The organism is Nesterenkonia cremea, from assembly GCF_014642675.1.
GTDB lineage: Bacteria > Actinomycetota > Actinomycetes > Actinomycetales > Micrococcaceae > Nesterenkonia > Nesterenkonia cremea.
The window spans coordinates 225,956-252,159 of sequence record NZ_BMIS01000004.1 but is presented as its reverse complement, the minus strand read 5'-3'; the positions used below and the strand labels follow the sequence as shown (position 1 = coordinate 252,159).

At 67.1% G+C, this 26,204-nt stretch carries 24 protein-coding genes, 1 pseudogene and 1 riboswitch; of the genes and pseudogenes, 16 read left to right on the top strand and 9 right to left on the bottom strand.

Annotated elements, in window-relative coordinates:
• Positions 1-265 (bottom strand): transposase (locus IEW85_RS06625; RefSeq protein WP_188683931.1); only part of this gene is annotated, 265 nt, incomplete at its 3' end.
• A gap of 199 nt (positions 266-464) precedes the next feature.
• Positions 465-576, top strand: a riboswitch (TPP riboswitch).
• Between IEW85_RS06625 and thiC the strand changes: the two genes are divergently transcribed.
• Together thiC and IEW85_RS14705 are read left to right on the top strand one after the other, a co-directional pair.
• Positions 570-2,345, top strand: a complete 1,776-nt coding sequence (thiC, locus tag IEW85_RS06620; protein WP_188683929.1) for a phosphomethylpyrimidine synthase ThiC — start codon at positions 570-572, stop codon at positions 2,343-2,345. It overlaps the preceding riboswitch by 7 nt.
• Positions 2,227-2,589 carry an NUDIX hydrolase gene (locus tag IEW85_RS14705; RefSeq protein ID WP_373286549.1) on the top strand — a complete coding sequence of 121 codons (363 nt, stop codon included), beginning with the start codon at positions 2,227-2,229 and terminating at the stop codon, positions 2,587-2,589. Before thiC ends, IEW85_RS14705 begins: the two co-directional genes overlap by 119 nt.
• On the opposite strand, the pseudogene IEW85_RS14335 reads toward IEW85_RS14705, so the two are convergent.
• The 4 genes and pseudogenes from IEW85_RS14335 to IEW85_RS06590 all read right to left on the bottom strand — a co-directional run.
• Positions 2,586-3,165: pseudogene (locus IEW85_RS14335) on the bottom strand (IS3 family transposase); the annotation flags it as partial. The gene IEW85_RS14705 and the pseudogene IEW85_RS14335 overlap by 4 nt on opposite strands.
• A 139-nt stretch (positions 3,166-3,304) precedes the next feature.
• Entirely contained in the window at positions 3,305-3,946 is a 642-nt protein-coding gene (locus tag IEW85_RS06600) for a YitT family protein (protein WP_188683922.1), read from the bottom strand.
• 100 nt (positions 3,947-4,046) lie between these two features.
• Complete coding sequence (locus IEW85_RS06595) at positions 4,047-6,590, bottom strand: GcvT family protein (RefSeq protein WP_188683920.1); 2,544 nt, start codon at positions 6,588-6,590, stop codon at positions 4,047-4,049.
• 99 nt (positions 6,591-6,689) lie between these two features.
• Complete coding sequence (locus IEW85_RS06590) at positions 6,690-7,472, bottom strand: IclR family transcriptional regulator (protein WP_188683918.1); 783 nt, start codon at positions 7,470-7,472, stop codon at positions 6,690-6,692.
• A 137-nt stretch (positions 7,473-7,609) separates the two neighbouring features.
• Here IEW85_RS06590 and IEW85_RS06585 point away from each other — a divergent pair, with 137 nt between their 5' ends.
• The 11 genes from IEW85_RS06585 (at position 7,610) to IEW85_RS06535 (ending at position 19,945) form a co-directional block, all read left to right on the top strand.
• A complete protein-coding gene (locus tag IEW85_RS06585) occupies positions 7,610-7,963 on the top strand; it encodes a bifunctional 3-phenylpropionate/cinnamic acid dioxygenase ferredoxin subunit (RefSeq protein WP_373286548.1) in 354 nt (117 codons plus the stop codon).
• A complete protein-coding gene (locus tag IEW85_RS06580) occupies positions 7,960-9,168 on the top strand; it encodes an NAD(P)/FAD-dependent oxidoreductase (protein ID WP_188683914.1) in 1,209 nt (402 codons plus the stop codon). The genes IEW85_RS06585 and IEW85_RS06580 overlap by 4 nt, the downstream gene beginning before the upstream one ends.
• Positions 9,165-10,385 carry an aromatic ring-hydroxylating oxygenase subunit alpha gene (locus IEW85_RS06575; protein WP_229658860.1) on the top strand — a complete coding sequence of 407 codons (1,221 nt, stop codon included), beginning with the start codon at positions 9,165-9,167 and terminating at the stop codon, positions 10,383-10,385. Before IEW85_RS06580 ends, IEW85_RS06575 begins: the two co-directional genes overlap by 4 nt.
• On the top strand, positions 10,382-11,806 hold the full coding sequence (locus tag IEW85_RS06570; protein ID WP_188683912.1) for an L-serine ammonia-lyase: 1,425 nt from the start codon (positions 10,382-10,384) through the stop codon (positions 11,804-11,806). The genes IEW85_RS06575 and IEW85_RS06570 overlap by 4 nt, the downstream gene beginning before the upstream one ends.
• A 118-nt stretch (positions 11,807-11,924) precedes the next feature.
• Positions 11,925-13,220 carry a serine hydroxymethyltransferase gene (glyA, locus tag IEW85_RS06565; protein ID WP_188683909.1) on the top strand — a complete coding sequence of 432 codons (1,296 nt, stop codon included), beginning with the start codon at positions 11,925-11,927 and terminating at the stop codon, positions 13,218-13,220.
• Positions 13,220-14,437 carry a sarcosine oxidase subunit beta family protein gene (locus tag IEW85_RS06560; protein WP_188683907.1) on the top strand — a complete coding sequence of 406 codons (1,218 nt, stop codon included), beginning with the start codon at positions 13,220-13,222 and terminating at the stop codon, positions 14,435-14,437. Before glyA ends, IEW85_RS06560 begins: the two co-directional genes overlap by 1 nt.
• 29 nt (positions 14,438-14,466) lie before the next feature.
• Positions 14,467-14,766 carry a sarcosine oxidase subunit delta gene (locus IEW85_RS06555; RefSeq protein WP_188683905.1) on the top strand — a complete coding sequence of 100 codons (300 nt, stop codon included), beginning with the start codon at positions 14,467-14,469 and terminating at the stop codon, positions 14,764-14,766.
• Positions 14,763-17,669 (top strand): sarcosine oxidase subunit alpha family protein, encoded by a 2,907-nt coding sequence (locus IEW85_RS06550; protein ID WP_188683903.1) that lies wholly within the window; start codon positions 14,763-14,765, stop codon positions 17,667-17,669. Before IEW85_RS06555 ends, IEW85_RS06550 begins: the two co-directional genes overlap by 4 nt.
• Complete coding sequence (locus tag IEW85_RS06545; protein WP_188683901.1) at positions 17,662-18,282, top strand: sarcosine oxidase subunit gamma; 621 nt, start codon at positions 17,662-17,664, stop codon at positions 18,280-18,282. The genes IEW85_RS06550 and IEW85_RS06545 overlap by 8 nt, the downstream gene beginning before the upstream one ends.
• A gap of 18 nt (positions 18,283-18,300) precedes the next feature.
• A complete protein-coding gene (purU, locus tag IEW85_RS06540; RefSeq protein WP_188683898.1) occupies positions 18,301-19,212 on the top strand; it encodes a formyltetrahydrofolate deformylase in 912 nt (303 codons plus the stop codon).
• 49 nt (positions 19,213-19,261) lie between these two features.
• Complete coding sequence (locus tag IEW85_RS06535; RefSeq protein ID WP_188683895.1) at positions 19,262-19,945, top strand: GntR family transcriptional regulator; 684 nt, start codon at positions 19,262-19,264, stop codon at positions 19,943-19,945.
• A gap of 31 nt (positions 19,946-19,976) precedes the next feature.
• Here IEW85_RS06535 and IEW85_RS06530 read toward each other — a convergent pair whose 3' ends face one another.
• Positions 19,977-20,888 (bottom strand): NADP-dependent oxidoreductase, encoded by a 912-nt coding sequence (locus IEW85_RS06530; protein WP_308420870.1) that lies wholly within the window; start codon positions 20,886-20,888, stop codon positions 19,977-19,979.
• An 89-nt stretch (positions 20,889-20,977) separates the two neighbouring features.
• On the opposite strand from IEW85_RS06530, the gene IEW85_RS06525 reads away from it, so the two are divergent.
• Both IEW85_RS06525 and IEW85_RS06520 read left to right on the top strand, forming a co-directional pair.
• Positions 20,978-21,913 (top strand): aldo/keto reductase, encoded by a 936-nt coding sequence (locus tag IEW85_RS06525; protein WP_188683891.1) that lies wholly within the window; start codon positions 20,978-20,980, stop codon positions 21,911-21,913.
• 32 nt (positions 21,914-21,945) lie between these two features.
• Positions 21,946-22,773 (top strand): aldo/keto reductase, encoded by an 828-nt coding sequence (locus IEW85_RS06520; protein WP_188683889.1) that lies wholly within the window; start codon positions 21,946-21,948, stop codon positions 22,771-22,773.
• Positions 22,774-22,858: 85 nt separating this feature from the next.
• Here IEW85_RS06520 and IEW85_RS06515 read toward each other — a convergent pair whose 3' ends face one another.
• From IEW85_RS06515 to IEW85_RS06505, 3 genes are all read right to left on the bottom strand, one after another.
• Entirely contained in the window at positions 22,859-23,305 is a 447-nt protein-coding gene (locus tag IEW85_RS06515; protein WP_188683887.1) for an N-acetylmuramoyl-L-alanine amidase, read from the bottom strand.
• 3 nt (positions 23,306-23,308) lie between these two features.
• Positions 23,309-23,545 (bottom strand): hypothetical protein, encoded by a 237-nt coding sequence (locus tag IEW85_RS06510; protein ID WP_188683885.1) that lies wholly within the window; start codon positions 23,543-23,545, stop codon positions 23,309-23,311.
• A gap of 72 nt (positions 23,546-23,617) precedes the next feature.
• Positions 23,618-24,349, bottom strand: coding sequence for an HAD hydrolase-like protein (locus IEW85_RS06505; protein WP_229658859.1), 732 nt, complete (start codon positions 24,347-24,349; stop codon positions 23,618-23,620).
• A gap of 250 nt (positions 24,350-24,599) precedes the next feature.
• On the opposite strand from IEW85_RS06505, the gene IEW85_RS06500 reads away from it, so the two are divergent.
• On the top strand, positions 24,600-26,201 hold the full coding sequence (locus IEW85_RS06500; RefSeq protein WP_188683883.1) for a Na+/H+ antiporter NhaC family protein: 1,602 nt from the start codon (positions 24,600-24,602) through the stop codon (positions 26,199-26,201).
• The last annotated feature ends 3 nt before the right edge of the window (positions 26,202-26,204 follow it).

Genomic DNA, 26,204 nt, shown 5'->3' with positions numbered 1-26,204 from the left:
CATCAGCTTGGGCTCTCAGCTGGGCCAGGATCTTCTCCCAGGTCTCCTCGGCTGCCAGTCGGCGGTGCCAAGTCCACACTGTCTGCCAGGGCCCGAAGACCTCGGGCAGGTCCCGCCAGGCAATCCCACACCGATACCGGTAGATGATCCCTTCAACCATCAGGCGAGCATCAGCGAAGGGACGCCCTTTGCGTCCGGTGGGCTTGGGCAGCTGATCAGCGATCAGCTCCCACTGAGCATCAGAAAGAACCTGGAGACGAGACATGTCTCCAGGCTTCCAGGCCACCCCTCACATAATTCTCAGACACGCTCTAATCTGCTCGTCGGGGCGGTCCCACAGACCTTTCTATCCGTGGGAGTGTGGTCGAGTTCAAAAGCGGATTGACCTCTGGAAAGGGCAAATAGCCTAGTCGGTTGGTAACACTCCCGCGCTCCAACGCTCATCGTGGATGTAGTACGGTGGTGGTTGACCTCACGGGCGCTCCGAGCACGGAGCTGAGATCGGACTGACGCTGTCCGAGCACCGTCTGAACCTGTCCGGGTCATGCCGGCGAAGGAAGAAGGAGCTCATGACGCATATCTCTGCCCAGAATTCCCCTCTGAACTACTCCACCCACAGCGCGGAGTACCTCGTGGACGAGGAGCACGACATCCGGGTCCCGGTCACCCGGATCTCCCAGGACGACTCCCCCGACGGCACTGCCAACGAGCCGTTCACCACCTACCGGACCACCGGCCCGGGCAGCGACCCCACCCGCGGCCTGCCCCCGCTGCGCGCCGAATGGATCCAGGCCCGCCAGGATGTGGAGACCTACCAGGCCCGCGGTCGAAAGCTCGAGGACGACGGCCCCAAGGCGCTGCGCCGGGGCACCGCCTCCCAGGAGTGGCAGGGCGAGGACCGCCCGCCGCTGCGCGCCAGGCCCGGCAAGCGGGTCACCCAGATGCACTACGCACGCCAGGGGGTCATCACCCCCGAGATGCGGTTCGTCGCCCTGCGGGAGGGCCTGGATGTCGAGCTGGTCCGCAGCGAGCTGGCCGCAGGCCGGGCCATCATCCCCAACAACATCAACCACCCCGAGTCCGAGCCGATGATCATCGGGCGGGCCTTCTCAGTGAAGGTCAACGCCAATATCGGCAACTCCGCAGTGACTTCCTCCATCGCCGAGGAGGTCTCCAAGATGCAGTGGGCCACCCAGTGGGGCGCAGACACGGTCATGGACCTCTCCACCGGCGACGACATCCACACCACCCGCGAATGGATTCTGCGCAACTCCCCGGTGCCGATCGGCACAGTGCCAATCTACCAGGCCCTAGAGAAGGTCGGCGGAGACCACCAGGCGCTGACCTGGGAGATCTTCCGCGACACCGTGATCGAGCAGTGCGAACAGGGTGTGGACTACATGACCATCCACGCCGGTGTGCTGCTGCGCTACGTGCCGCTGACCACAGAGCGTGTGACCGGGATCGTCTCCCGCGGCGGGTCCATCATGGCCGGCTGGTGCCTGGGCCACCACAAGGAAAGCTTCCTCTACGAGCACTACGACGAACTGTGCGAGATCTTCGCCCAATATGACGTGGCGTTCTCCCTCGGCGACGGACTACGGCCCGGGTCCCTGGCCGACGCCAACGACGCCGCCCAGTTCGCTGAACTCGACACCCTGGCCGAGCTGACCCAGCGGGCCTGGGAGTACGACGTCCAGGTGATGGTCGAAGGCCCCGGCCACATCCCGCTACACCTGGTCCGCGAGAACGTAGAAAAGCAGCAGGAACTCTGCCACGGCGCCCCGTTCTACACGTTGGGGCCGCTGGTGACCGATATCGCCCCCGGCTATGACCACATCACCTCGGCGATCGGCGCCACCGAGATTGCCCGCTACGGCACCGCGATGCTCTGCTATGTCACCCCGAAGGAGCATTTGGGGCTGCCGAACCGCGACGACGTGAAGACCGGTGTCATCACCTACAAGATCGCCGCGCACGCCGCCGACGTGGCCAAGGGGCACCCCGGGGCCCGGGACCGCGACGATGCGTTGTCCAAGGCCCGGTTCGAGTTCCGGTGGCGGGACCAGTTCGGCCTCTCCCTGGACCCGCAGACCGCTGAGGAGTTCCACGACGAGACTCTGCCGGCCGAGCCGGCCAAGACGGCGCACTTCTGCTCGATGTGCGGCCCGAAGTTCTGCTCGATGAGGATCTCTCAGGACATCCGCAACGAGTTCGGCGATTCGGATGAGCAGGCCCGGATCGCTCAGGAGGGCATGGCGGCGAAGTCGCGTGAGTTCCGTGAAGCCGGCGGCACAGTCTATCTGCCGGACCCGTCGATGCCGACCGTACGCGCCACGAAGTGATGCCGTGGCTGTAGTAAGTGCCGCCTGCGCTGTCATTGTGCGGGAAGATGGGGCAATCCTGCTGGTCCAACGCAGATATCCCCCGGAAGCCGGGTTCTGGTCAGTGCCGGGTGGGAAATGTTTGCTCGGTGAGACCCCAGAAGACACTGCTGTGAGAGAAACGAGAGAAGAAACGGGTCTCGACGTAGTGATCGGTGCGGAACTGTGGACTGTGAAGCGCCCTGGGTTTCGTTCCGGGGTTTAGACCACCGCGGGCGCGGCCGTCATGTGTTGAGTGTACGAGGCCTCGACCTCTGCAGGAGTCCGATACCCCAGGCTTTCGTGAAGACGCCGAGTGTTCCACCAGAGCGCCCAGTCCATCGTGGCTATCTCCACCGCTGTAGCTGAGGCCCAGATTCGGCGGGAGCGAATGATCTCAGCCTTATAGAGGCCATTGACTGCCTCAGCCAGGGCGTTGTCGTAGGAATCACCGACTGATCCCACCGATGCCTGCAGCCCATAGTCGGCCAAGGTCTCGGTGTAGGCCAGGCTGACGTATTGCCCGGACTCCACGATCGGAGTGATGCACCAGTTGGCCCTCGATGATGCTGGCATCAGTACTCAGCAGCGCATGTTCTAACGCCTGCAGCGGCAGCTGTTGGGTGCTCAGCGTAGCCGCCACCGACCACCCGACGATCTTGCGAGTACAGGCATCGGTAATGAAGGCGACGTAGCAGAATCCGCGGAGGATCCTCACGTAGGTGATGTCAGCCACCCACAGTCGATGAGGTGCCGAAGCAGCGAAGCGCCGATTCACCAGATCAGGACGATGATCCGGAACTCAGGGGTGAACTTCTTTGGCATGTTCCAACTCTCCTTCGAGAGACTAGGAACGAAACCCAGAGCGCTTCAACCACATACCGAGCAGCAGCGCTACTGCACGGAGTCACTGCCTGGACCAAACATTTATCAGACACGCTCTAGGCCCGGTACCGCCCCGGACGATGATTGAAGGCCAACACGATGTTCAGCACCACGGCGCCTGCGGCCGAGAGCACCACACCGCTGGGCGCCATCACAGTCAACGCCAGCAGGATCACCACCAGATCCAGAGACATCTGCACATAGCCCGCCCGCAGATGGAACTGTTCCTGAGCGATCAGCGCCAGAACATTGAAGCCGCCCAGGCTGGAGCCGTGACGGAAGACGATCAGCAGCGCCACACCGAGCAGCAGGTTCCCCGCCACAATCCCGTAGATGGGGTTGATGTCTGGGATCGGCAGCAGAAACTCATTCATCTCTGAGAACACCGAGACGATCGACACTGAGACCAGGGTCTTGAGCGTGAACCGCCACCCCTTCTTCCACAGCGCGAGCAGGAAGAAGGGCAGATTCACCAGGACGAACAGCCATCCGAAGCTCAGCGGAGTGGCGTAGGTCAGCAGGAGAGCCAAGCCCGCCGTCCCACCTGTCACGGCCTCCGCCTCCTGAAGGAGATAGAGGCCGAGGGCAGCCAGAAAGGTTCCGGTCAGGACGCCGAGCACGTCCTCCGGCGGGGAATGTGGAATGGTCCGCTCCGTGGCCAGAGGGCGATCGTCACGACGTTTCTCGGAATCAAGCATATGCACGATGCACCACTATAGGCGAGCTGTGTTACGGCAATGTTGTTGCAGAAAGGGGCCCTCCCGAGGATTTCGAAGGGCCCCTTTCTGCCGTGTCCGCTCAGGCCCGCATGCGCAGCGCCTGGGGATCCAGCAGCGGCTCCTGAGCGACAGATGCGGGGATCCTGCGATCGAAGTAGGCGATCTCCACGCGCGAGCCGACATCAGCCAGCTCAGCCGGCAGCCAGGCATAGGCGATGGACTGCCCGATGGTGTAGCCCTGGTCGGCGCTGGTGACGTAGCCGACCGGAGCCTGCCCTGAGGCCGCCCCTTCGGCATAGACAGGCTCATGACCCATGACCACCTCAGAGGGGTCATCCAGCAGCAGGCAGGCCAGGCGCCGCGAGGGGACGTCTTTACCCTCTGCGGCCAGCTTCTCCGTGGCGGCTCCCCGCACGGCGAAGCTCACACCGGCCTCCGCCGGAGTGTGCTCCCTGGACATATCCGTGCCCCAGAGGCGGAAGCCCTTCTCCAGGCGCAGGCTCTCGAAGGCACGCCGCCCCACCGGGAGGATCCCGTGCGGCTTGCCGGCGGCCATGAGCTCATCCCAGAGGTAGCGGCCGAACTCCGCCGGGGCGTAGAGCTCCCAGCCCAGCTCCCCCACATAGCTCAGCCGCATGGCGAGCACAGGGACTCCGCCCACGCTCAGCTCGCGGCAGCGGTAGAACCTGAAGGCCTCATGGGAGATGTCCTCATCCACCAGAGCGGAGAGCACCTCCCGCGCCTTCGGTCCCCACAGGCCCAGACCGCAGGAGCCGGAGTGGGCGTCGCGCAGCTCCAGGCGAACGCCGCGGGTCTCCATCTGGTCACGCAGCCAAGCGGCGTCGAGGTTGCCGTTGGCGCCGATGTGATAGGTGTCCTCAGCGGTCCGCGCGATCGTGACATCGGAGAGGATCCCGCCCTCAGGGCTGAGCATCAGCGTGTAGACCACACTGCCCACGCTCTTGCCCACCGGTCGGCTGAGCAGGCCCTGCTCATGCAGACCGTTGAGGAAGTCGGTGGCGCCGGGCCCGGAGAGCCACAGGCGCGGCAGGGAGGACATGTCTACCAGGCCCACCGACTCGCGCATCCGCCGGGCCTCCACGGCCACGATCGGGCTCCAGTACTGAGCCGACCAGGGATCTCTCGGCGGAAGGGTCTGCTCACCCAGCATGGCCACCGCCGGACGCCCGTCGGGCAGCGTGGCGTTGGACTCGTACCAGAGCGGACGCTCCCAGGAGTTGGCCACGCTGAACACCGCACCCTTGCCGCGCTGGCGCTCATAGAAGGGCGGAGTGCGCAGCCCGCGCAGCTTCAGCGTGGTGGCGCGCGGATGGACGATGTCGTAGACCTCGTCATAGGACTCGGCGCTGCGCTCTCTGGTCCACCGCTTAGAGACCTCCGAGGGGTCGAAACGCCGCAGATCCAGACCGTGGGTGTCGATGCCCGGGTCACCTGTGGTCAGCCAGTCGGCCATGACCTGCCCGACGCCGGCCGACTGGGTCACCCACACCGCTTGGGCCATCCAGAGGCCCTCCACCCCCGGAACCGGGCCGAGCATAGGCCCGTCGTCAGGGGTGAAGGAAAAGATGCCGTTGAAGCTGATCGGCTCATCCAGATGCGACTCGCGCAGCTCGGGGAGCAGCTTCTGCGCCTCCTTCCAGCTGGGCTCGAAGTCGGCTCGCGTGAAGGGGTGGATGGAGGGCTGGACACCGGTGCGCTGAGCCTGCTCAGGGCTGGCGATCTGATCGTGCTCCACCGGCAGCGGACGGTGCTCATAGGCGCCGATGGCGATGCGCTGGCCCCATTCGCGCAGGTACATGGCGTGGTCCTGGTGGCGCAGCATCGGCTTGACCACCTCAGTGGACTCGTCCAGTCCGCGCAGCGAGGAGACGGGCTGGCTGAACCCGAATCCGTGCTCCACCGGCAGCATGGGGATCTCGATGCCGAGCATCTCCCGGGCCGCCCCGGGACCCCAGAGTCCGGCGCAGGAGACGACGATGTCCGCCTCCAGAGAGGCCACTTCTCCCCCGCCCACCGGCTCGATGTCCACGCCGCTGACCCGGCCGCCATGGGTGCGGATCCCCAGCACGCGGGTGCGGTCGATGATGCGGGCCCCGCCCTCCTGGGCACGGCCTGCCTGAAACTCCACCGCACGCACGCCTTTGACCACTGCGTCGGTGGGAGTGTGGAACCCGCCCAGAATGCCGGAGACGTCCAGTCCGGGCCACAGCTGGGCCACCTCGTCCGGGGAGATCAGCCATGAAGGCACACCCCAGGCCTCGGCGAATCCGTGGCGCCGGTACAGCTCGCGCAGTCGAGCTTCAGTGGTGGCGATCTCGATGCCGCCCACCCGCTTGCTGACCCAGTGCCCCCCGACTTCGACGCCGTCGAGCTTGTCCAGTGTGCGCTGAGCCAGCTCCGAGGAGGCCTTGCTCCCTGAGGTCTGGAAGACGAACCCCGGTGCGTGGGAGCTCGATCCGCCGGTGGAATAGAGCGGGCCCTGCTCGACCACGGTCACGTCGGTCCATCCGCGCAGGACGAGTTCATCCGCAACTGCGGCCCCGACCACGCCCAAGCCGATCACCACGATGCGGGGCCTCCCCGCTGCTGAGTTCAATGCCATCGTTCCTCCAGTTGTTGCGCGATGAACAACGTAGTTGTGGTTACGCAACCACTCTATGGACAACGCGATCTGGAGCACAAGAGGTATATCAGAATCCGATCAGCCCTCCGTCGGCTCGAAGAACCCCAATCTGGCCTCCAGCACAGAGGCTTCCTCGTGCAGTACGCAGGCATAGTCGGAGAACTGAGACTCGGGCAGCCGGAAGGCCGGCGCCGTAGTGGAGAGCGCAGCGATCACCGAGCCGTCGGCGTCGCGCACCGGAACCGCCAGAGCATTGATCCCGTGCTCCCATTCGGCCACCGCCGAGGACCACCCGCGGCGGTGGATGGCCTCCAACTCAGTGCCCAGCACATCTGGGTCCGTCATAGTCATGGCGGTGAAGGCCTCCAGGCCGCGCTCAGCAAGACGACCGAGCTCCTCCGCACCGGCATGGGCCAGCAGCATCTTGCCGGTGGAAGTGGCGTGCAGTGGACCGCGCTGGCCCACGTACTGGCGCGTGACGCCGACCATCTGGTCCCCCGCAGCCTGCGTGATGGTCACGGCATAGCCGGCGTCGAGGATGGAGATGTTGACCGTCTCGTTCAGCCGCTGCGCCAGAGCGTCGCAGCAGGCCTGCGCATCACGCGTGAAATCCACCCGCTGGGTCACCGAGTTGGCCATCCGAAGCATGGCGAAGCCGAGGCGATAAGCCCCGCGCGCAGACTCCTGCTCGACAAGGTCATGCTGCTCCAACGTGCCCAGCAGACGGAAGGCGGTGGAGCGATGCACATCCAGCCGTCGCGAGATCTCGCTGATGGTCAACGAAGACTCCTCCCCGAGGAGCTCGAGGATCCGCGCAGCGCGCGAGACCGACTGGACGGGGTTGACTGCCTCAGATTTCACGCCGATGAATTTCTCCTCAAAAAGTGGCACCGACTCTTGACGCCGGAGTTCTGTGACCTGCAATACTTAGCGCACTATTTGTTGTGCATAGTAAACACTGTTGCGATATAAGCAACGCTAGTCCCCTTGGATGGTGAATGCAAGTGAGTCTCAGAGTCTGTTCCCTGCAGGACCTCGAACCCGGCGAAGGGCTGCGCATCGAGTCGGTCACCCCGCCCATCGCCGTCTTCCTCACCGAGGAGGGCACCGTCCACGCCGTGGACGACACCTGCACCCACCAGGACGCCTCCCTGGCGGCCGGATGGGTGGAGGACTGCCGGGTGGAGTGCCCGCTGCACGAGAGCACCTTCTCCCTGCTGACCGGCGAGGTGGACCAGCCCCCGGCCAAGAAGAAGGTGCGGGTGCACGAGGTCCAGATCGACGGCGACGACGTGTACGTGGAGCTCTCCCAGGAAGCTCCCAACCTGCCTCCGGGGGTGACCACAGCATGACCTCATACATCGCTGGATCCCCCACCGAGGGCCACCTGCTGATCATCGGAGCAGGACTGGCCGGCTACCACGCCGCCCGCGGCGCCCGGGAGAACGGGCACACCGGGCCGATCACCATCCTGGGCGATGAGTCCCTGCCGGCCTATGACCGTCCGGCCCTGAGCAAGGCCTTCCTCTCCGGAACGGTCACCGTCCAGGACCTCGCCCTCGACGACCCGGACCACCCCTTGGACGTCACGTGGATCGGCGGATCCTCCGCAGTGGAGCTCTCCGCCTCACCCCTGGGCGTGCACACCGCCGACGGCACCTTCCACATGGCCGACACCATCATCATCGTCACCGGCGCCCAGGCCAGTCGCCTACCCTTCTCCGGAACCCGCAACCCGGACGTCTATGTCATCCGCAACGTGGATGACGCCATGGCGCTGCGCGGCTGCGTGGCCGAGGGGAAGAAGGTGGCCGTGGTCGGCGGAGGCTTCCTCGCCCTGGAGGCCGCCTCCACCTGGATGGACCGCGGCGCCGAGGTCACTGTGGTCGCCGGTGAGGCCAACCCAGGCACCGCCCGGCTGGGTCAGCCGGTGGGATGCGCCATCCGTGCCCTGCACGAACAGCGTGGAGTGCGTTTCGCAGAGCCTTCCCGCGCTCAGGAGGTGGAGACCGACGAGGACTCCCAGGTGCTGCGCCTGGCAGACGGCACCAGGATCGAGGCCGACATCGTCATCTGCGCCATCGGGGCCACCCCCTCCACCGCCTGGCTGCGCGGCAGCGCACTGACCCTGGAGCCGACCACCGCCGCCATCCTCTGCGATGACACCGGGTTCACCGGTGTCCCTGGAGTCTGGGCAGCCGGCGACTGCGCCCAGTGGGCCTCTCAGGCCTCCGGGATCCGCCCGATCGGACACTGGCAGGAGGCTGTGGAGCAGGCGGGCATCGTGGCCGCCGCTCTCACCGGTGTCCCGCCGGCCCCCTTCCAAGAGCCCTATTTCTGGTCGGAGCAGTATGACGTGAGGATCCAGGCCGCGGGCCGACTGGCTCAGGCCGACCAGGTCCAGATCCTCGAGGGCACCATCGAGGGCGGCGACCTGCTGGTCAGCTATCTCAAGGACGGCGAGGAGGTCGGCATCCTCGGAATGAACCGGCTCCGCGAGATCAAGCGCTGGCGGAAGCTTCGCCAGATCAAGCACCGCGCCGCACTGGCGGCATGACACACCTGCTGAGCTCAACACCACCTGCTGCACGAAAGAAGGACCAGATGATCATCGACCACCTGGATGAGCCGCTGCCTGGCAGCTCTCTGCTCCCCACCCCCTCTGGCGTGGCCTACACGGACCCGGAGATCTTCTCCCGCGAGCAGTCGGAGATCTTCGAGAAGCTGTGGAACTGCGTGATGCGCGCCGATTCACTGAGCTCCGCCGGCGAGTGGAAGACCGTGACCATCGGCCGCGAGGAGATCATCGTGGTGCGCAGCCGGAAGAAGGGCATCCGCGCCTACTTCAACGTCTGCGCCCACCGCGGCATGCGCGTCTGCACCTCCGGCGAGGGGAAGAACAAGACCCTGCAGTGCGGCTATCACGCCTGGACCTACGCCCTGGAGGGTGATCTGGCGGCCGCCCCGAACCTGACCTCCATGCCGGATGTCGACCGTCAGGACTACGGGCTGAAGCCGGTGCATGTGCGCGAATGGCTGGGCTATGTCTGGGTCTGCCTGGCCGAGGAGCCGCCGAACTTCGACGAGGCGGTCCTGGGCGAGGTCCGCACACGGTTCGGCGAGGTCGAGTCCATCGACAACTACGGCATCGAGAACCTGAAGCTCGGCGAGTCCAAGACCTATGACGTGGCGGCGAATTGGAAGCTCATCATCGAGAACTTCATGGAGTGCTACCACTGCGCCACCATCCACCCGGAGCTCACCGAGGTCATCCCTGAGTTCGCCGACGGTCTGGCCTCCCAGCGGATGAACGGCGAGGTCCACGGCTCGGAGTTCGGCGAAGAGATCAAGGGGTTCACCGTGGACGGCTCCGCCTCCGGCTTCGAGGAGCTGCCGCGGATCGCCCCGGACCAGGACCGCAAGTACTACGCGATCACGGTGAAGCCCCAGGTCTTCATCAACACGGTGCCGGACCATGTGATCATCCACCGGATGTTCCCGGTCTCCGAGTCCCGGACCACCGTGGTCTGCGACTGGCTGTTCCTGCCCGAGGTCATCGAGCGCGACCTGCCCATCGAGAAGTCCGTGGAGCTCTTCCACCGGGTCAACCAGCAGGACTTCGAAGCCTGTGAGCAGACCCAGCCCTCGATGAGCTCCAAGGCCTACTCCGGCGGCGGAGCCCTGGTCCCCAGCGAGCATCACATCTCCGAGTTCCACGCCTGGTGGAGCAGTCAGGTGGCCGTATCCGAGCACCAGACTAAGGTGACTGTATGACGATCAGTCTCTTCGACCTCTTCAGCGTCGGCGTGGGCCCCTCCTCCTCCCATACGGTGGGGCCCATGCGGGCGGCCCGTCGATTCTCTGCTGAGCAGCTGGTGGACACCGGGCACATCGACGCCGTCGCCAGCCTGGAGGTGGACCTCTTCGGCTCCCTCTCGGCCACCGGCTCCGGCCACGGCACCTTCACCGCGGTGCTGCTGGGCCTGGAGGGCTGGGCGGCCGAAGAGATCCTGCCCCGACAGGTGGACGACCGGCTCTCGGAGATCGAGCACACCGGAACCGTCCAGCTGGCCGCCCAGCTGGGCCGGCGTCGGGACATCGCCCTGCGGGTGGAGGACTTCGTCCAGCGCCCGCTCACCGTCCTGGACCGGCACACCAACGCCATGCGGCTGCGCGCCCTGGATGCGGACGGCGGTCTGCTGGCCGAGGAGACCTACTACTCGGTGGGCGGCGGCTTTGTGGTCTCGGAGACCGATGAGGCCTCCGGCACTCCGGCCGCCGGCTCTGACGAGCATCCGGTCCCCTATCCCTTCACCACGGCGGCCGAGCTGATGCAGCACTGCGAGGACTCGGGCCTGCCGATCTCGAAGATCATGCTGGCCAACGAATGTGCTCTGCGTGGCGGCGAGGAGCATCAGGAGGCCGTCATCGCTGAGATCTGGCACCTCTGGGAGGTCATGGAGGAGTGCAAGGACTCGGCCCTGGAGCGCATGGGCCCGCTGCCCGGCGGACTCAAGGTCCGACGCCGAGCACCCGACTGGCACGCCCGGCTCACCCAGCAGGACCCGGACCGCTCCTTTGCCTATTGGCAGGAGTGGGTGAACCTGGTGGCCCTGGCAGTCAACGAGGAGAACGCCTCCGGCGGTCGCGTAGTCACCTCGCCGACCAACGGGGCGGCGGGGATCATCCCGGCCGTGGGCTTCTACGCCACGCACTACGGCCCCGGGGCCGCCTTCGCCGCCGCAGAGGACAAGCAGGCGATCGTGACCACCTTCCTGCTCACCGCGGCCGCCGTCGGGGTGCTCTATAAGGAGCGTGCCTCCATCTCAGGCGCCGAGGTCGGCTGCCAGGGCGAGGTGGGATCGGCGTCGTCGATGGCCGCGGCCGGCCTGTGCGAGGTGCTCGGCGGCACCGCGCAGCAGGTGGAGAACGCCGCGGAGATCGCGATGGAGCACAATCTGGGGCTGACCTGCGATCCCATCTCTGGGCTGGTGCAGGTCCCCTGCATCGAACGAAACGCCATCGCCGCCACCAAGGCCGTCAACGCGGCGCGGATGTCGCTGATGGGTGATGGGGAGCACCGTGTCTCGCTGGACGACGTCATCACCACGATGCGTGAGACCGGCAAAGACATGTCGCATAAGTACAAGGAGACGGCGCTGGGCGGGCTGGCCGTCAACGTGGTGGAGTGCTGAGCCGCCCGACGGCCGGAACCTTTCTCCCCCGCATCTGTTGACACCTCTCGGAACAGAGCCATAGCGTAAACACACAACTGATATATCAATATATCTTCAGACCTCTGAGGAGGCCTCCATGGCACATCCACACTCCACGGCGCTGCGCGGGCGAGACCCCGAGATCGCCGCAGCCATCGACTCCGAGCTGCACCGCCAGCGCTCCACGCTGGAGATGATCGCCTCGGAGAACTTCACCTCCCCCGCGGTGATGGAGGCTCAGGGCTCGGTGCTCACCAACAAATACGCCGAGGGCTACCCCGGGCGCCGCTACTACGGCGGCTGCGAACATGTGGACACTGTGGAGCAGCTGGCCATCGCCCGCCTGCAGGACCTCTTCGGCGCGGAGGCGGTCAACGTCCAGCCCCACTCCGGAGCCCAGGCCAACGCCGCGGCCCTCCACGCCCTGGCCGACCCCGGCGACACCATTCTGGGACTTGACCTGGCCCACGGCGGGCACCTGACCCACGGCATGCGCCTGAACTTCTCCGGCCGGCTCTACGACGTGGTGGCCTACGGAGTGCGCGAGGAGGACCACCTCATCGATATGGAGGAGGTCCGCCGGCTGGCACTGAAGCACCGCCCACGGGTGATCATCGCCGGATGGTCGGCCTACCCCCGCCACCTGGACTTCGCCGCCTTCCGCCGGATCGCCGATGAGTCAGGGGCCTATCTGATGGTGGACATGGCACACTTCGCCGGACTGGTGGCGGCCGGACTGCATCCGGACCCGGTCCCGCACGCCGATGTGGTCACCAGCACCACCCACAAGACCCTCGGCGGCCCGCGCGGAGGCGTGATCCTCTCCACCGGAGAGCTGGCCAAGAAGATCAACTCCGCCGTGTTCCCCGGACAGCAGGGCGGGCCCCTGGAGCATGTCATCGCAGCCAAGGCGGTGGCCTTCGGCGAGGCCGCCGGCCCCGAGTTCCGGGACCGCCAGCAGCGCACCCTGGAGGGCGCCCAGATCCTGGCCGAGCGGCTGCGCGGTCCCGACATCGCAGCCTCCGGGGTCAGCCTGGTCAGCGGGGGCACCGATGTCCATCTGGTGCTGGTGGACCTGCGCAGCTCCGAGCTGGACGGCCGGCAGGCCGAGGACCGGCTGCACGCTGCCGGAATCACGGTCAACCGCAATGCGGTGCCCTTCGACCCGCGCCCGCCCATGGTCTCCTCCGGGCTGCGGATCGGCACCCCGGCCCTGGCCTCCCGCGGATTCGGCGCCGTCGAGTTCGACGAGGTCTCCGAGATCATCGCCTACGCCCTGACCCCCAACCTCACCGAACGCGATCTGGGAGACCTGCGCGAACGTGTGGAGAACCTGACCGGACGGTTCCCCCTCTACCCCCACCTGACCGACCCTGCGAAGGAGGCCGCCTGATGGCTGAGCCGCTGCCGGAGCACCCGGAGTTCCTCTGGAAGAACCCTGACCCCGCCAAGAGCTACGAGGTCGTGATCGTCGGAGCCGGCGGACACGGCCTGGCCACGGCCTATTTCCTGGCCTCGCGCTACGGCATCACCGACATCGCCGTGCTGGAGAAGGGATGGCTGGCCGGAGGCAATATGGCCCGCAACACCACCATCATCCGCTCCAACTATCTGTGGGACGAGAGCGCGGCGCTCTATGAGGAGTCGCTGAAGCTCTGGGAGCAGCTCCCCGAGGAGCTGGACTACGACTTCCTCTTCTCTCAGCGCGGAGTGCTCAACCTGGCCCACACCCTGGGCGATGTCCGCGAGTCGGTGCGGCGCGTGGAGGCCAACAGGCTCAACGACGTCGACGCCGAGTGGCTCAGCCCCGAGGAGGTGAAGGAGGTCTGCCCGATCATCAACATCGGCGACGACATCCGCTACCCCATCATGGGCGCTACGTATCAGCCGCGGGCGGGCATCGCCAAGCATGACCATGTGGCCTGGGCCTTCGCCCGCAGGGCCGATGAGCTCGGCGTGGACTTCATCCAGAACTGCGAGGTCACGGGATTCCTCAAGGACGGCGACCGGGTCACCGGGGTGGAGACCACCCGCGGGACCATCCACGCCGGGAAGGTGGCGCTGGCCGCCGCCGGCCACTCCTCCGAGCTGGCCGAACGCGCCGGAGTCCCGCTGCCCATCCAGTCCCACCCGCTGCAGGCGCTGGTCTCCGAGCTCTTCGAGCCGGTCCACCCCACTGTGGTCATGTCCAACCACGTCCACGTCTATGTCTCACAGGCCCATAAGGGCGAACTGGTGATGGGCGCCGGGATCGATCAGTACAACGGCTACGGACAGCGCGGCTCCTTCCACGTGATCGAGGACCAGATGTCCGCGGCCGTGGAGCTCTTCCCCATCTTCGCCCGGGCCCATGTGCTGCGGACCTGGGGCGGGATCGTGGACACCACGCTGGACGCCTCACCGATCATCTCCAAGACACCGGTGGACCAGCTCTACGTGAACTGCGGCTGGGGAACGGGCGGCTTCAAGGGGACGCCGGCCGCCGGCCTGTCCTTCGCCCACACCATCGCCCATGACGAACCCCACCGACTCAACGCTCCCTTCTCGCTGGAGCGGTTCGAGACCGGTTACCTGATCGACGAACACGGCGCCGCCGCCGTGGCCCACTGACCCCCGAGACCGAGGAGGGCTCCGCCGCCATGATGCTCATCCACTGCCCCTATTGCGGACCCCGCAATGAGACCGAATTCCACTACGGCGGACAGGCCCATGTGCCCTACCCGCATGACCCGGAGGCGCTCAGCGACGCCGAATGGGCCCAGTTCCTCTTCTACCGCGAGAACACCAAGGGCCTCTTCCGCGAGCGCTGGGTCCATTCGGTGGGCTGCCGCAAGTGGTTCAACGCCCTGCGCGACACCGTGACCTATGAGTTCAAGGCGGTCTACCCGATCGGCGCCGCCATCCCCACCCCTGAGCAGGCCGAAGGAGCAGGAGCATGACCCAGAAGCCCCACCGGCTGCCAGCCGCCGCCGTCCCCTCCGCGCAGCCTGACCCGCAGAAGCAGCTGTCCCTGAGCGTGGACGGTCACGACGTCGAGGCCCTCTCCGGGGACACGGTGGCCAGCGCCCTGCTGGCCTCGGGCCGGATCAGGGTGGGCGACTCCCCCTACCTGGGACGCCCCCGCGGGATCTTCGCCGCCGGGGTGGAGGAGCCCAATGCGCTCATCGAGGTCCAGGCACCGGGCCCCACGGAGGTCCACGAGTCGATGCTGCAGGCCACCTCGGTGGAGGCGGCCCAGGGCATGGGCGCTCGGACGCTGTCCGGACTGGGCACGCTGGATCCGGGAGACGACCGCGCCTATTACGACCATAAGCACGTCCACACCGATGTGCTGGTGGTCGGGGCCGGACCGGCCGGACTGGCCGCGGCCCGGGAGGCCACCCGCTCCGGGGCACGCACCATGCTGCTGGACGAGCAGTCCCAGCCCGGCGGCTCCCTGCTCTCCGAGCGTGAGACTCAGGTGGACGGCTCCCCCGCGCAGGCCTGGGCCAAGCGCGCCGCCGATGAGATCCGCAGCTCCGCAGAAGGCCGGTACCTGCCACGGACCACCGCCATCGGCAGCTATGACTCCAACTATGTGGTGGCCGTGGAGCGCCGCGGGGCCGGGATCTCCGGCCCGCTCCCCGACGGCGTCTCCCGGGAGCGGGTCTGGCACATCCGCGCCGCCCAGGTGGTGCTGTCCACCGGCGCCCATGAGCGGCCCCTCGTCTTCGAGAACAATGACCGCCCCGGCGTCATGCTCTCCTCTGCCGTGCGCACCTACCTGAACCGCTTCGGCGTGCTGGCCGGCGAGCGCATCGCCCTGGTCACCACCAACGACGCCGCCTATGACACCGCCGAGGACATCCACGCCGCCGGCGGCACCGTCGCCGCCGTGATCGACACGCGTCCCGACAACGGCCCGCGCCGGGATCGGCTGCGCCGTCTGGGGATCGAGGTCATCCCCGGATCCGCAGTCGCCGACACCTCCGCCGACGACGAGGGCCTGCTGCGCTCGGTGACGGTGACAGCCCTGGACGAGGACGGTCTGGCGGTGGGCGCCCCTCGCGAGATCGAGGCGGATGTGCTCGGCGTCTCCGGCGGCTGGAGCCCGGTGCTGCACCTGCATACCCACCGCCAGGGTCGGCTGACCTGGAACGACTCCCTGCGGGCCTTCCTGCCCGCGGCTCCGGTGACCGGCCAGCATCTGGGCGGCAGCCTCAGCGGCTCCTACGATCTGCCCTCGGCGCTGTCCACCGGCGCTCAGGCCGGCGCCGCGGCCGCAGGGGCGTCGGGCTTCCCGCACAGCGCCGCGGTCCCGACGGCGGCCGCCGACCCGGTCAGCCCGCCGCGGCCCCTCTGGGTGGTCCCCTCCCTGCGCGGTGAGCGCCCGGAGGACTATCGGAACCACTTCGTGGACCTGCAGCGGGATCAGACCGTGGCCGATGTGCTGCGAGCCGTCGGCGCCGGGATGGAGTCCATCGAGCACGTCAAGCGCTACACCTCCATCTCCACCGCCCACGACCAGGGCAAGACCAGCAGCCTGGCACTGCTGGGGACCCTGGCCCATGCGCTGGGGCGGAACAACCCGGAGGGCATCGGCATCACCGCCTTCCGCCCGCCCTACACCCCGGTCTCCTTCGCGGCACTGGCCGGTCGGCGTCGTGGTGAGCTCTTCGATCCGGCGCGGCTCACCCCCATGCATTCCTGGCATGTCCGCCGGGGCGCGGAGTTCGAGGACGTGGGCCAGTGGAAGCGCCCGTGGTACTACCCCCAGCAGGGAGAGGACATGGACGCCGCCGTGCTGCGCGAATGCGCTGCGGCACGGGAGTCGGTGGCGTTCATGGATGCCAGCACCCTGGGCAAGATCGAGATCCGCGGCCAGGACGCCGGTGAGTTCCTGAACCGGATCTACACCAACGCCTTCAAGAAGCTCGCCCCGGGCAAGGCCCGCTACGGGGTCCAGTGCACCCCGGACGGCATGATCTTCGACGACGGGGTGACCCTGCGTCTGGCCGAGGACCGGTACCTGATGACCACCACCACCGGTGGAGCGGCCGATGTCCTGGACTGGTTGGAGGAATGGCTGCAGACCGAGTGGCCGGAGCTGGACGTGGTCTGCACCTCGGTGACGGAGCAGTACGCGACCGTCGCCGTCGTCGGGCCCAAGTCCCGGGACGTGGTGGCCCAGCTGGCGCCGGATCTGGACGTCAGCGCCGAGGGCTTCGAGTTCATGGGCTTCCGGGAGACGGTGCTGGCCTCTGGGATCCCGGCACGGATCTGCCGCATCTCCTTCTCCGGCGAGCTGGCCTTCGAGATCAATGTGGCCTCCTGGTACGGCCTGCAGGTCTGGGAGGACGTGGCCGCCGCGGGCGCCGAATACTGCATCACTCCCTACGGCACCGAGACCATGCACGTGCTGCGCGCCGAGAAGGGATTCATCATCGTCGGTCAGGACACCGACGGCACGGTGACCCCGCAGGACGCCGGGATGAGCTGGGTCATCTCCCAGCGCAAGGACTTCATCGGCCGACGGTCCTACTCCCGCCCGGACAACCTGCGCGAGGACCGCAAGCAGCTGGTCTCTGTGCTGCCGAAGGACCCTCAGCTGCGGCTGCCCGAGGGCGCCCATCTGCTGGATGCCGACACCGACCGCTCCGAGGTCCCGGTGCCCATGCAGGGGTGGGTGACCTCCTCCTACCGCTCCGCCGCTCTGGAGCGCACCTTCGGACTGGCTCTGGTCCGCGCCGGCTTCAGCAGGATCGGCGAGACCATGCGCGTGCCGGTGGGCGATGCGCTGGTCGACGTCGAGATCGGACCCACTGTGCTCTACGACCCGGAAGGAACCCGCCGAGATGGCTGAGACGACTGCTGACCCCATCCGGTTCTCCGCAGGGCCGGCGCAGCTGCGCCGCTCACCTCTGGAGCACCTGGCCCCCGCGCTGGCCACCACGGAGCACTCTCTGGGGGTGGCCCTGCGGGAGATCCCCTTCACCATCCAGATCGGACTGCGGGCGGCACCGGGCTCCGCAGCCCATGAGGCGCTGGCCGAGGCAACCGGTGTGGGCCTGCCGATGCGAACTTCAGAGGTGGCCGGGGATCCCGGATCCGTGGCAGTGCTGTGGCTGGGTCCGGATGAGTTCCTGCTGATCGGCCCGGAGGACGGCCAACCGCTGCTGAAGGATCTGCGCCGGGGCCTGGGCGATCTGCCCGGCCAGGTGGTGGACCTCTCGGCCAACCGCACGATCATCGCAGTGGAGGGCGAGCAGGCCCGCGACCTACTGGAGAAGGGCGTCCCCGTCGATCTGCATCCGCGCAGCTTCGGCCCCGGCCAGGCTGTGACCACCCTGCTGGGCCCTGTTCCGGTGCTGCTCTGGCAGACCGGCGAGCAGTCCTACCGGGTGCTGCCCCGAGCTTCCTTCGCCGACTACACCGCACGCTGGCTGCTGGACGCTGCGCGCGAACACCACCGCTGAGCCTTCGAGGAGACGATGATGAATGCCTCACCTGCCGTACAGACCGCCCCACTGACCGAGGACCGCCTGCCTCACTCCGAGGGCCTGGTGCTGACGCTGAGCTGCCCTTCCACGCTGGGCATCATCCATGCCGTCAGCGGCGTGCTGGTGGAGCACGGGTACAACATCCTGGAGCTCACCCAGTTCAACGACCGCCCCGGCGGACGCTTCTTCCTGCGGGTCCACGCCGTGCCGGAGGAGGTGGAGGCCTCCGCCCCGGAGGCCGTCCGGGAATCCTTCGCCCAGGTGGCCCAACAGTTCGGGATGGACTGGGAGCTGCGCTCCCCCACCGAACGACGCCGCGTACTCATCATGGTCTCCAAGTTCGAGCACTGTCTGAACGATCTGCTCTTCCGCACCAAGAAGGGCGATCTGCCCATCGACATCGTTGCGGTGGTGTCCAACCATCCGGATCATCAGCGGCTGGTGGAGTGGCACGGAATCCCGTTCTTCCACGTCGCCGTCACCCCGGAGACCAAGGAGCCGGCGGAGTCGCAGCTGCTGGAGCTGGTGGACCGCCTCTCCGTGGACCTGGTGGTGCTGGCCCGGTACATGCAGATCCTCAGCGACTCGCTGGCCACCCAGATGGAGGGCCGCGTGATCAACATCCACCACTCCTTCCTGCCCAGCTTCAAAGGCTCCAAGCCGTACCACCAGGCCTTCGAGCGGGGTGTGAAGACAGTGGGCGCCACCGCCCACTACGTCAACAGCGAGCTGGATGAGGGACCTATCATCGCTCAGCGGGTGGTGGAGGTGGATCACACCTACACGCCGGAGGATCTGGTGGCCGCCGGACGGGACACCGAGTGCAAGGCGCTCTCCGAGGCGGTGCGCTGGCATGCCGAGGGCCGCGTGATCCTCCACGGCGGCAAGACTGTGGTGCTGCGCTAGATGCAGGGCACCGGCCGGCGCCTCCAAGCACCTACTAGACTGCACTGATATGCCCACAGCACCGACGAACTCCAGCCTGGCCGACTACTGCTACACCACGGTGCGGGACCGTCTGGTCATGCTGGACATCGAACCGGGCTCACCCATCAGTGAGCAGGAGCTCTGCCAGGAGCTGGGTGTGGGCAGGACGCCGCTGCGCGAGGCGCTGAAGCGGCTGAGCACCGACCATCTGGTCCAGTTCTTCCCGCGCCGCGGCACCTTCGCGACGGCGGCGGACTTCAGCGAGCTCAACAGCCTCACCGAGATGCGGACCATCCTGGAGCCGGCCGGAGCGCGCCGGGCGGCCACCCACGCGGGACCGTCGCAGCGGGAGGCGCTGCGGGAGATGTCCGCCCATATCGGCGAACTGATGGATTCCTCGCCCTCGGCGCGCACCCTGATCGAGTATGACCTGGCGGTGCACCGGGCGATCTATGAGCTGATCGACAACGCCTACATGCGCGAGACGCTGTTCCGTCTGGACAGTCTGGCCACCCGCCTGTGGTGGTCGGCCATCCAGAAGGTGCCCTCAGCGGCGGAGCACATCGAAGGCCACCGCTCACTGCTGGAGGCAGTGGCCGATGCACAGTCTGAACAGGCCGCAGAGCTGGCGGCAGAACATGTGACCGAGTTCCACCAGCGGCTGCAGGAGGCTGTGCTGGGAGCAGCGGAATCGCCGGTCTCCCCGCTCTGAGGAAGACCGGCGACCCCTCTGCGCAGAAAGGTCATCGCGTGACGTCGATGATGACCTTTCCATTGGATCCCTCCATGTTGCGCCTCATGGCAGCAACAGATTCCTCCAGCGGGTAGGTGCTGTCGATCTCCACCGAGAGCGTGCCCTCGGCGATCTTGCCCAGCAGGTACTCGAGCCGGGCGGCGTCGGGACGGACCCAGACGAGCTGACCGCCGTGCTCCAGGAAGCCGCCGTCCAGGATGGAGGCCAGACGTCCGCCCTGGGTCAGCACGGCCCGGGACTGCTCCAGCACCTCGCCGGCGAAGTCGGCCACTGCGGTCACGCCCTCAGGGGCGACCTCGCGGACCCGGTCCTCCAGGCCCTCGCCGTAGGTGACGGGGGTGGCCCCGACGGCACGCAGCTTCTCGTGGTTCTTCTCGGAGGCGGTGCCGATGACGGTGGCGCCCGCCTCCACCGCCAGCTGGGTGGCGATGTGGCCCACGCCGCCGGAGGCCGCGTGGATCAGCAGAGTGTCCTGGGAGCTGAGCCCCAGCTGCTCCAGGGTCCGCAGCGCGGTCAGACCGGCCAGCGGCAGGCCTGCGGCCGGGTCGAAGTCCACGCCCTCGGGGATGCGGGCCACATCAGCGGCACGCAGGGAGACGAACTCGGCGTAGGTGCCGCCGTGGACGAAGTCCTTGCGGGCGTAGGCGGCCACACGGTCACCGGGCTGGAACTCGGGGACGTCCATGCCGACCTCTTCGATCACCCCGGCCACATCCCAACCCGGGGAGACGGGGAAGACCACGTCCATCAGGGGGTCCAGACCGCCCTGCATGAGCTTCCAGTCCACGGGATTGACCGCCGTGCGCTCCACGCGGATCAGCACAGAGCCGGGAGCCACCTTGGGGGTGGGCTGCTCGGTCAGCTCCAGGGTTTCAGGGGCACCATATTCTGCATAAGTCATTGCTCGCATGTCTGTGCGAACAGGAGAGCCCCCGCCTGCATTCCACGGCACTCTGTCGAGGAGCGAGACCCTGCGTATAGGCTCAGAGCATGAAGCACTTTGAGATGCCTCACACCGATATCACTGCACCCCAGGTGGTGTTGGGCATGATGCGGATCGCTGAGAAGTCCGATGGTGAGGTCCGTGCCCTGGTGAGGGCGGCCCGCGACGCCGGCGTCGACTTCTTCGACCATGCCGACATCTACGGCCCCGGGCTGAGCACGCACAGCTGCGAGCGTCGGTTCGCCGAGGCCATGGCGCTGAGCCCGGCGCAACGTGAGCAGATCACCCTGCAGACCAAGGTGGGCATCGTCAAAGACGGCCCACACTACGACTTCTCCTATGAGCACATCGTGACCGAGACCGAGGAGTCGCTGCGCTCCCTGGGTACCGACCACATCGACATCCTGCTGCTGCACCGCCCGGATCCGCTGGTGGAGCCCGAGGAGGTGGCACGCGCCTTCGATCACCTGGTCGACTCGGGCAAGGTCCGTCATGTGGGCGTCTCCAACCACACTCCCGCTCAGATGGAGCTGCTGAGCACTGCGGTCTCCCAGCCGCTGACGGTCAACCAGATGCAGCTCTCCCTGCCCCATGCCGCCATCCTCACCGAGGGCATCCAGGCCAACACGCTGAGCTCGGCGTCTCAGGTCTCCCCCGACGGCGCCGGGACGGTGGAGTACTGCCGCAGCCGGGGCATCACACTGCAGGCCTGGTCGCCGTATCAGTCACCTTCTGGGGTGTTTGTGGGGAACCCCGACCACCCGGAGCTCAACGCGGTGCTGGACCGGTTGGCAGAGGAACACGAAGTGACCCCCACCGGCATCGCCACCGCCTGGCTGACCCGGCACCCCGCCCAGATCCAGGTGGTCCTGGGCACCACACAGCCCGCCCGTGTGCAGGAGGCTGTGGACGGGGCCGGAGTGCGGCTGAGCCGGGCAGAGTGGTTCGAACTGCTGCGCGCAGCCGGACACCCTGTGCCGTGATCTTCCTGACCTGCGGGCGTAGGATCTGAGTCATGTCATCGACGATCCAGCTCAACACAGGCATCAGCATCCCTCAGATCGGCTTCGGCACCTCGAAGTCGGCCGATCCGGTCGCCTCAGTCCGTGCGGCGATCGAGGCCGGATACCGCCATATCGACACTGCCCAGATGTATGGAAACGAGGCCGAGATCGGCGAGGGCGTGCGCGCCTCCGGTGTGGCCCGCGAGGAGCTGTTCATCACCACCAAGCTCAACAACGGCAACCACGCACCGGCCGATGCCTTCAGCACCTTCGAGGAATCGCTGGAGAAGCTGGGGCTGGGCCATGTGGACCTGTTCCTGATCCACTGGCCCATGCCTCATCTGGAGGTGGACTATGTGGAGACCTGGAAGGCCATGCTGGAGCTGGCGGAGTCGGGACGCACCAAGGCTGTGGGCGTCTCCAACTTCCAGCCGGAGCATCTGGACCGGATCATCGAAGCCACCGGCGTGGCCCCGGCGGTGAATCAGATCGAGGTGCACCCCTACTTCGCCAACAACGAGGTCCGCAAGTACTCCAAGGCCCAGGGCATCGCCGTGGAGGCATGGAGCCCGCTGGGCAAGGGCAACGAGTTCGAGGACCCTGTGCTGCACGAGATCTCCGGGCGGCTGGGCCGCAGCGTGCCGCAGGTGATCCTGCGCTGGCACCTGCAGCGGGGCGATGTGCTGATCCCCAAATCGGACAATCCTGAGCGGATGGCTCAGAACTTCGACATCCTGGGCTTCGAGCTCAGCGCGCCCGATATGGCCTCCATCGATGCCCTGGACAAGGGTGAGGAGGCCCGCCGCAGCCCCCACCCGAACGAGTTCGGCGAGGAGTAGCGGCAGACCTCATCAGACAGCAGAGTGCCCCGCCGTTCCAGCGGGGCACTCTGCGTGTTCTGCGGCTCAGCTCAGTCGACCCATCTCAGAGGCGGGACTCCACGGCGTCGCGGATGCGCTGAAGATCCACCGTTCCCGGGCAGGCGGTGGTCACCACTGAGCTGTGCGGGATGATCTGCGTCTGCGGGTTCAGCCCGTACTCCCGGCAGATCCGCACGCACAGGTCGATGCTGGTCTGATACGTGGCCTCCGTGGGAGCGCGGTCCGGATCGGCGGAATGCTCGATGCCGATGCTGCGCTGGTTCATCGCCCAGTTGCCGGCGTGCCAGGCAGTGTTGATCTCGCTGACGTACTGATGGAAAGAGCCTTCACCGATCCCGTAGTGGGCGCTGACGCCGGAGTCCGGGTCGGCGAAGGTGGCATCGGCGGCGGCCAGAGTCCCCACGATGTAGTGGATGACGATCCGATCGACTGTGGTGCCGTCGCGGCCGGCGGTGTAGTTCTCGCAGGGCTGCCAGATCGGGGTGGGCATGACTCAGACCCCCTTTCCGAGGGGGCACCCCAGCTGGTTGGCCGGGTTCTCCTGGTTGCCGCGGTGGTCGTAGTCAGTCTCCCAGGAGCGGCGGGTGGGATCCTGGCCGGCGTCGTCGTCTGCGGCGGAGGCAGAGGCATGGGCGGCCGGGGCCGCCACCACGGACCCTCCGGCCACCACGGCCGCCGCGGCTCCGAAGAGGCTGCGGCGCGGGAACGAGGTGCTGTGTGGGAAGCTCATGGACAGCAACCTACGGCAGGTCCTCGGTGATGGTTCAAGGACAACCTTCAAGCCCATCCACAGACCATGACGTCAGCTGGACACATGCTGAGCGGGTGCGGCGGCGCCTTCGCTCTCCGGATGCTGGGCCAGTTGCCTCTGGAGCTGTTCGGCGATCTGCCGGCGCAGCTCCTCAGCAGAGCTCACGACGGCAGCCGCACCATGGGCCTCCAGCTCGCCCTCAGGTGCATATCCCCAGGTCACACCGATGCAGGGCATCGTGTTGCGGGCCGCGCCCTCCACGTCGAACTTCCGGTCCCCCACCATGACCTTCGGGGCTGAGGGCTCGGCCTGCGGCAGCCGCTCCAAGGCTGAGGCGAGGATGGGCCCCTTGCTGGTGTGCGGGATGGTCTCATCGAGATCGGAGCCGGAGACCACATCGAAGAGGTCCACCAGCCCCTGGATCTCGAGCAGCCGAACGGCCTGCGGCTCCGGCTTGGAGGTGGCCACGGCCAGCAGAGCGCCCTCGGCTCGCAAGGACTCCAGCAGCTCCCGGATGCCCGGGTAGACCTCGCTGGCGGCCATGCCCCCTCGGATATAGCCCTCGCGGTAGTGATCGATGAGCTGAGGGATGAGCTCCTCGGTGACCCCGGGCAGCGCGATCAGGCTGGTCTGCAGGGGCGGTCCGATGAAGCTCTTCAGCGTCTGCTCATCAGGGACCTCGATCCCATGAGCGTCCAGGGCTGCGGCGATGCCGCCGGTGATGGCCCCGGCGGGGTCCACGAGCGTTCCGTCCAGGTCGAAGAGCACAACAGGTGAAGTCACCACTCCATCCTTCCATGACGGGCCCCTCCGGTGCCGAGCGACGTGCCACGGATCCCGACGTCGGCGCCGATGCGACGGCGCGGAATTGACACGGTAGAATCTCCCGGTCCGGTTTCGATGTCCATCACCGGGCACAGCCCTTCGGGGCATGTCTTCCGGCGCGTCCGAGCAGTCCTTCCCCCGCTCGTGCTGCCGAGCCCTACACTGAGCACCAGCACCCCCGCCTGCGCGGATCCCTTGAAAGGCCCCTATGAGCGACCTCATCACGGAGTACCCGATCCTCACTCTGGCGCCGCCGGTGCTGGCGCTGACACTGGTGATCCTCACCCGAAAGGTCCTGCTCAGCCTCGGCGCCGGCGTCCTCGCCGCCGCGCTGCTGATCCATGACCTGAATCCGCTGGCCGCCGCACGCACCGTGTGGGAGTCCTTCGCGGGGATCTTCTGGGCCGAGGGCGAGGTCAACACCTGGTACGTCTACATCCTGGTGTTCCTGCTGGTGCTCGGCGTGATCGCCGCCTTCGTGATGATGTCCGGCGGCACCACGGCCTTCGCCGCCTGGGCCATGCGCCGGATCGAAAGACGGCCGGGGTCGATGTTCCTGCCGGCCATCCTGGGCATCGTCATCTTCATCGATGACTACTTCAACGCCTTGGCCGTGGGTCAGATCTCCCGTCCGGTGACGGACCAGCACCGGGTCTCCCGCGCCAAGCTGGCCTACATCATCGACTCCACCTCTGCCCCGGTCTCGGTGCTCTCCCCGTTCTCCAGCTGGGGCGCCTACATCATGACGATCATCGCGCCGCTCGTGGTGGCCTCCAGTCTGTCCATGGGCACCCTGCAGGCCTTCGTGGTGGCCGCGCTGTCCAACTACTACGCCGTCGCCGCGGCGGTGCTGGTGTGGCTGGTCATCATCTTCCGCATCGACCTGGGCGCCATGCGCCGTGAGGAGCGCCGGGCGCTGACCGAGGGCCAGCTCTTCGACCCCTCCGACGACGTCCCCGGCCAGCTCTCCGAGGACCTGCCCATCCAGGATCCGGGCGCACGACGCGCACTGATCGTGCCCTTCGCCCTGCTGATCCTGGGCGTCTTCCTCGGCATCGCCGCGACCGGCTATCAGGCCTCCGGTTCCTGGGACGTCTTCGACATCCTGGAGGAGACCGACCCGAGCGCCTCGCTGCTGGTGGGTGGTCTGCTGGGCCTGGCCGCCGCGGTGTACTATTACCTGCGCAACACCCGGAGGAACCCGCAGTTCGCCCGCTCCACCTTCGCCCGCGGCTGGACCGAGGGCGTGAAGTCCATGCTTCCGGCCATCGCCATCCTGATCCCCGCGTGGATGCTGGGCGATGTCATCGAGCAGCTGGGCACCGGCGACTACCTGGGCGAACTGGTGGAGGCCTCCGAGATCTCCGCCCACTGGCTGGCCCCGGTGGTCTTCCTGATCGCAGGCGCCATGGCCTTCGCCACCGGCACCTCCTGGGGCTCCTTCGCCCTGCTGCTGCCCATCGCCGGCGGGATCGTCAACAACCTGGACCAGCCGGATCTGCTGCTGCCGGTGCTGGGTGCAGTATTGGCCGGCTCGGTGGCCGGCGACCATGCCTCCCCCATCTCGGACACCACGATCCTGTCCTCCACCGGCTCGGCCTGCAACGTCATCACCCATGTGGTGACCCAGCTGCCCTATGTGACCTCCGCCGCCGGCGCAGCAGTCTTGGGCTATGTGACGCTGGCGCTGACCGGCAGCATCACCCTGGGCTGGGTGGCCGTGGCCGCTGCACTGGCCGCGTTCGTCATCGTGATCCGCCTCACCGTCACACCGGTGGCCGCCCAGAAGCCTGCGGAGGCCATCCAGTAGGCT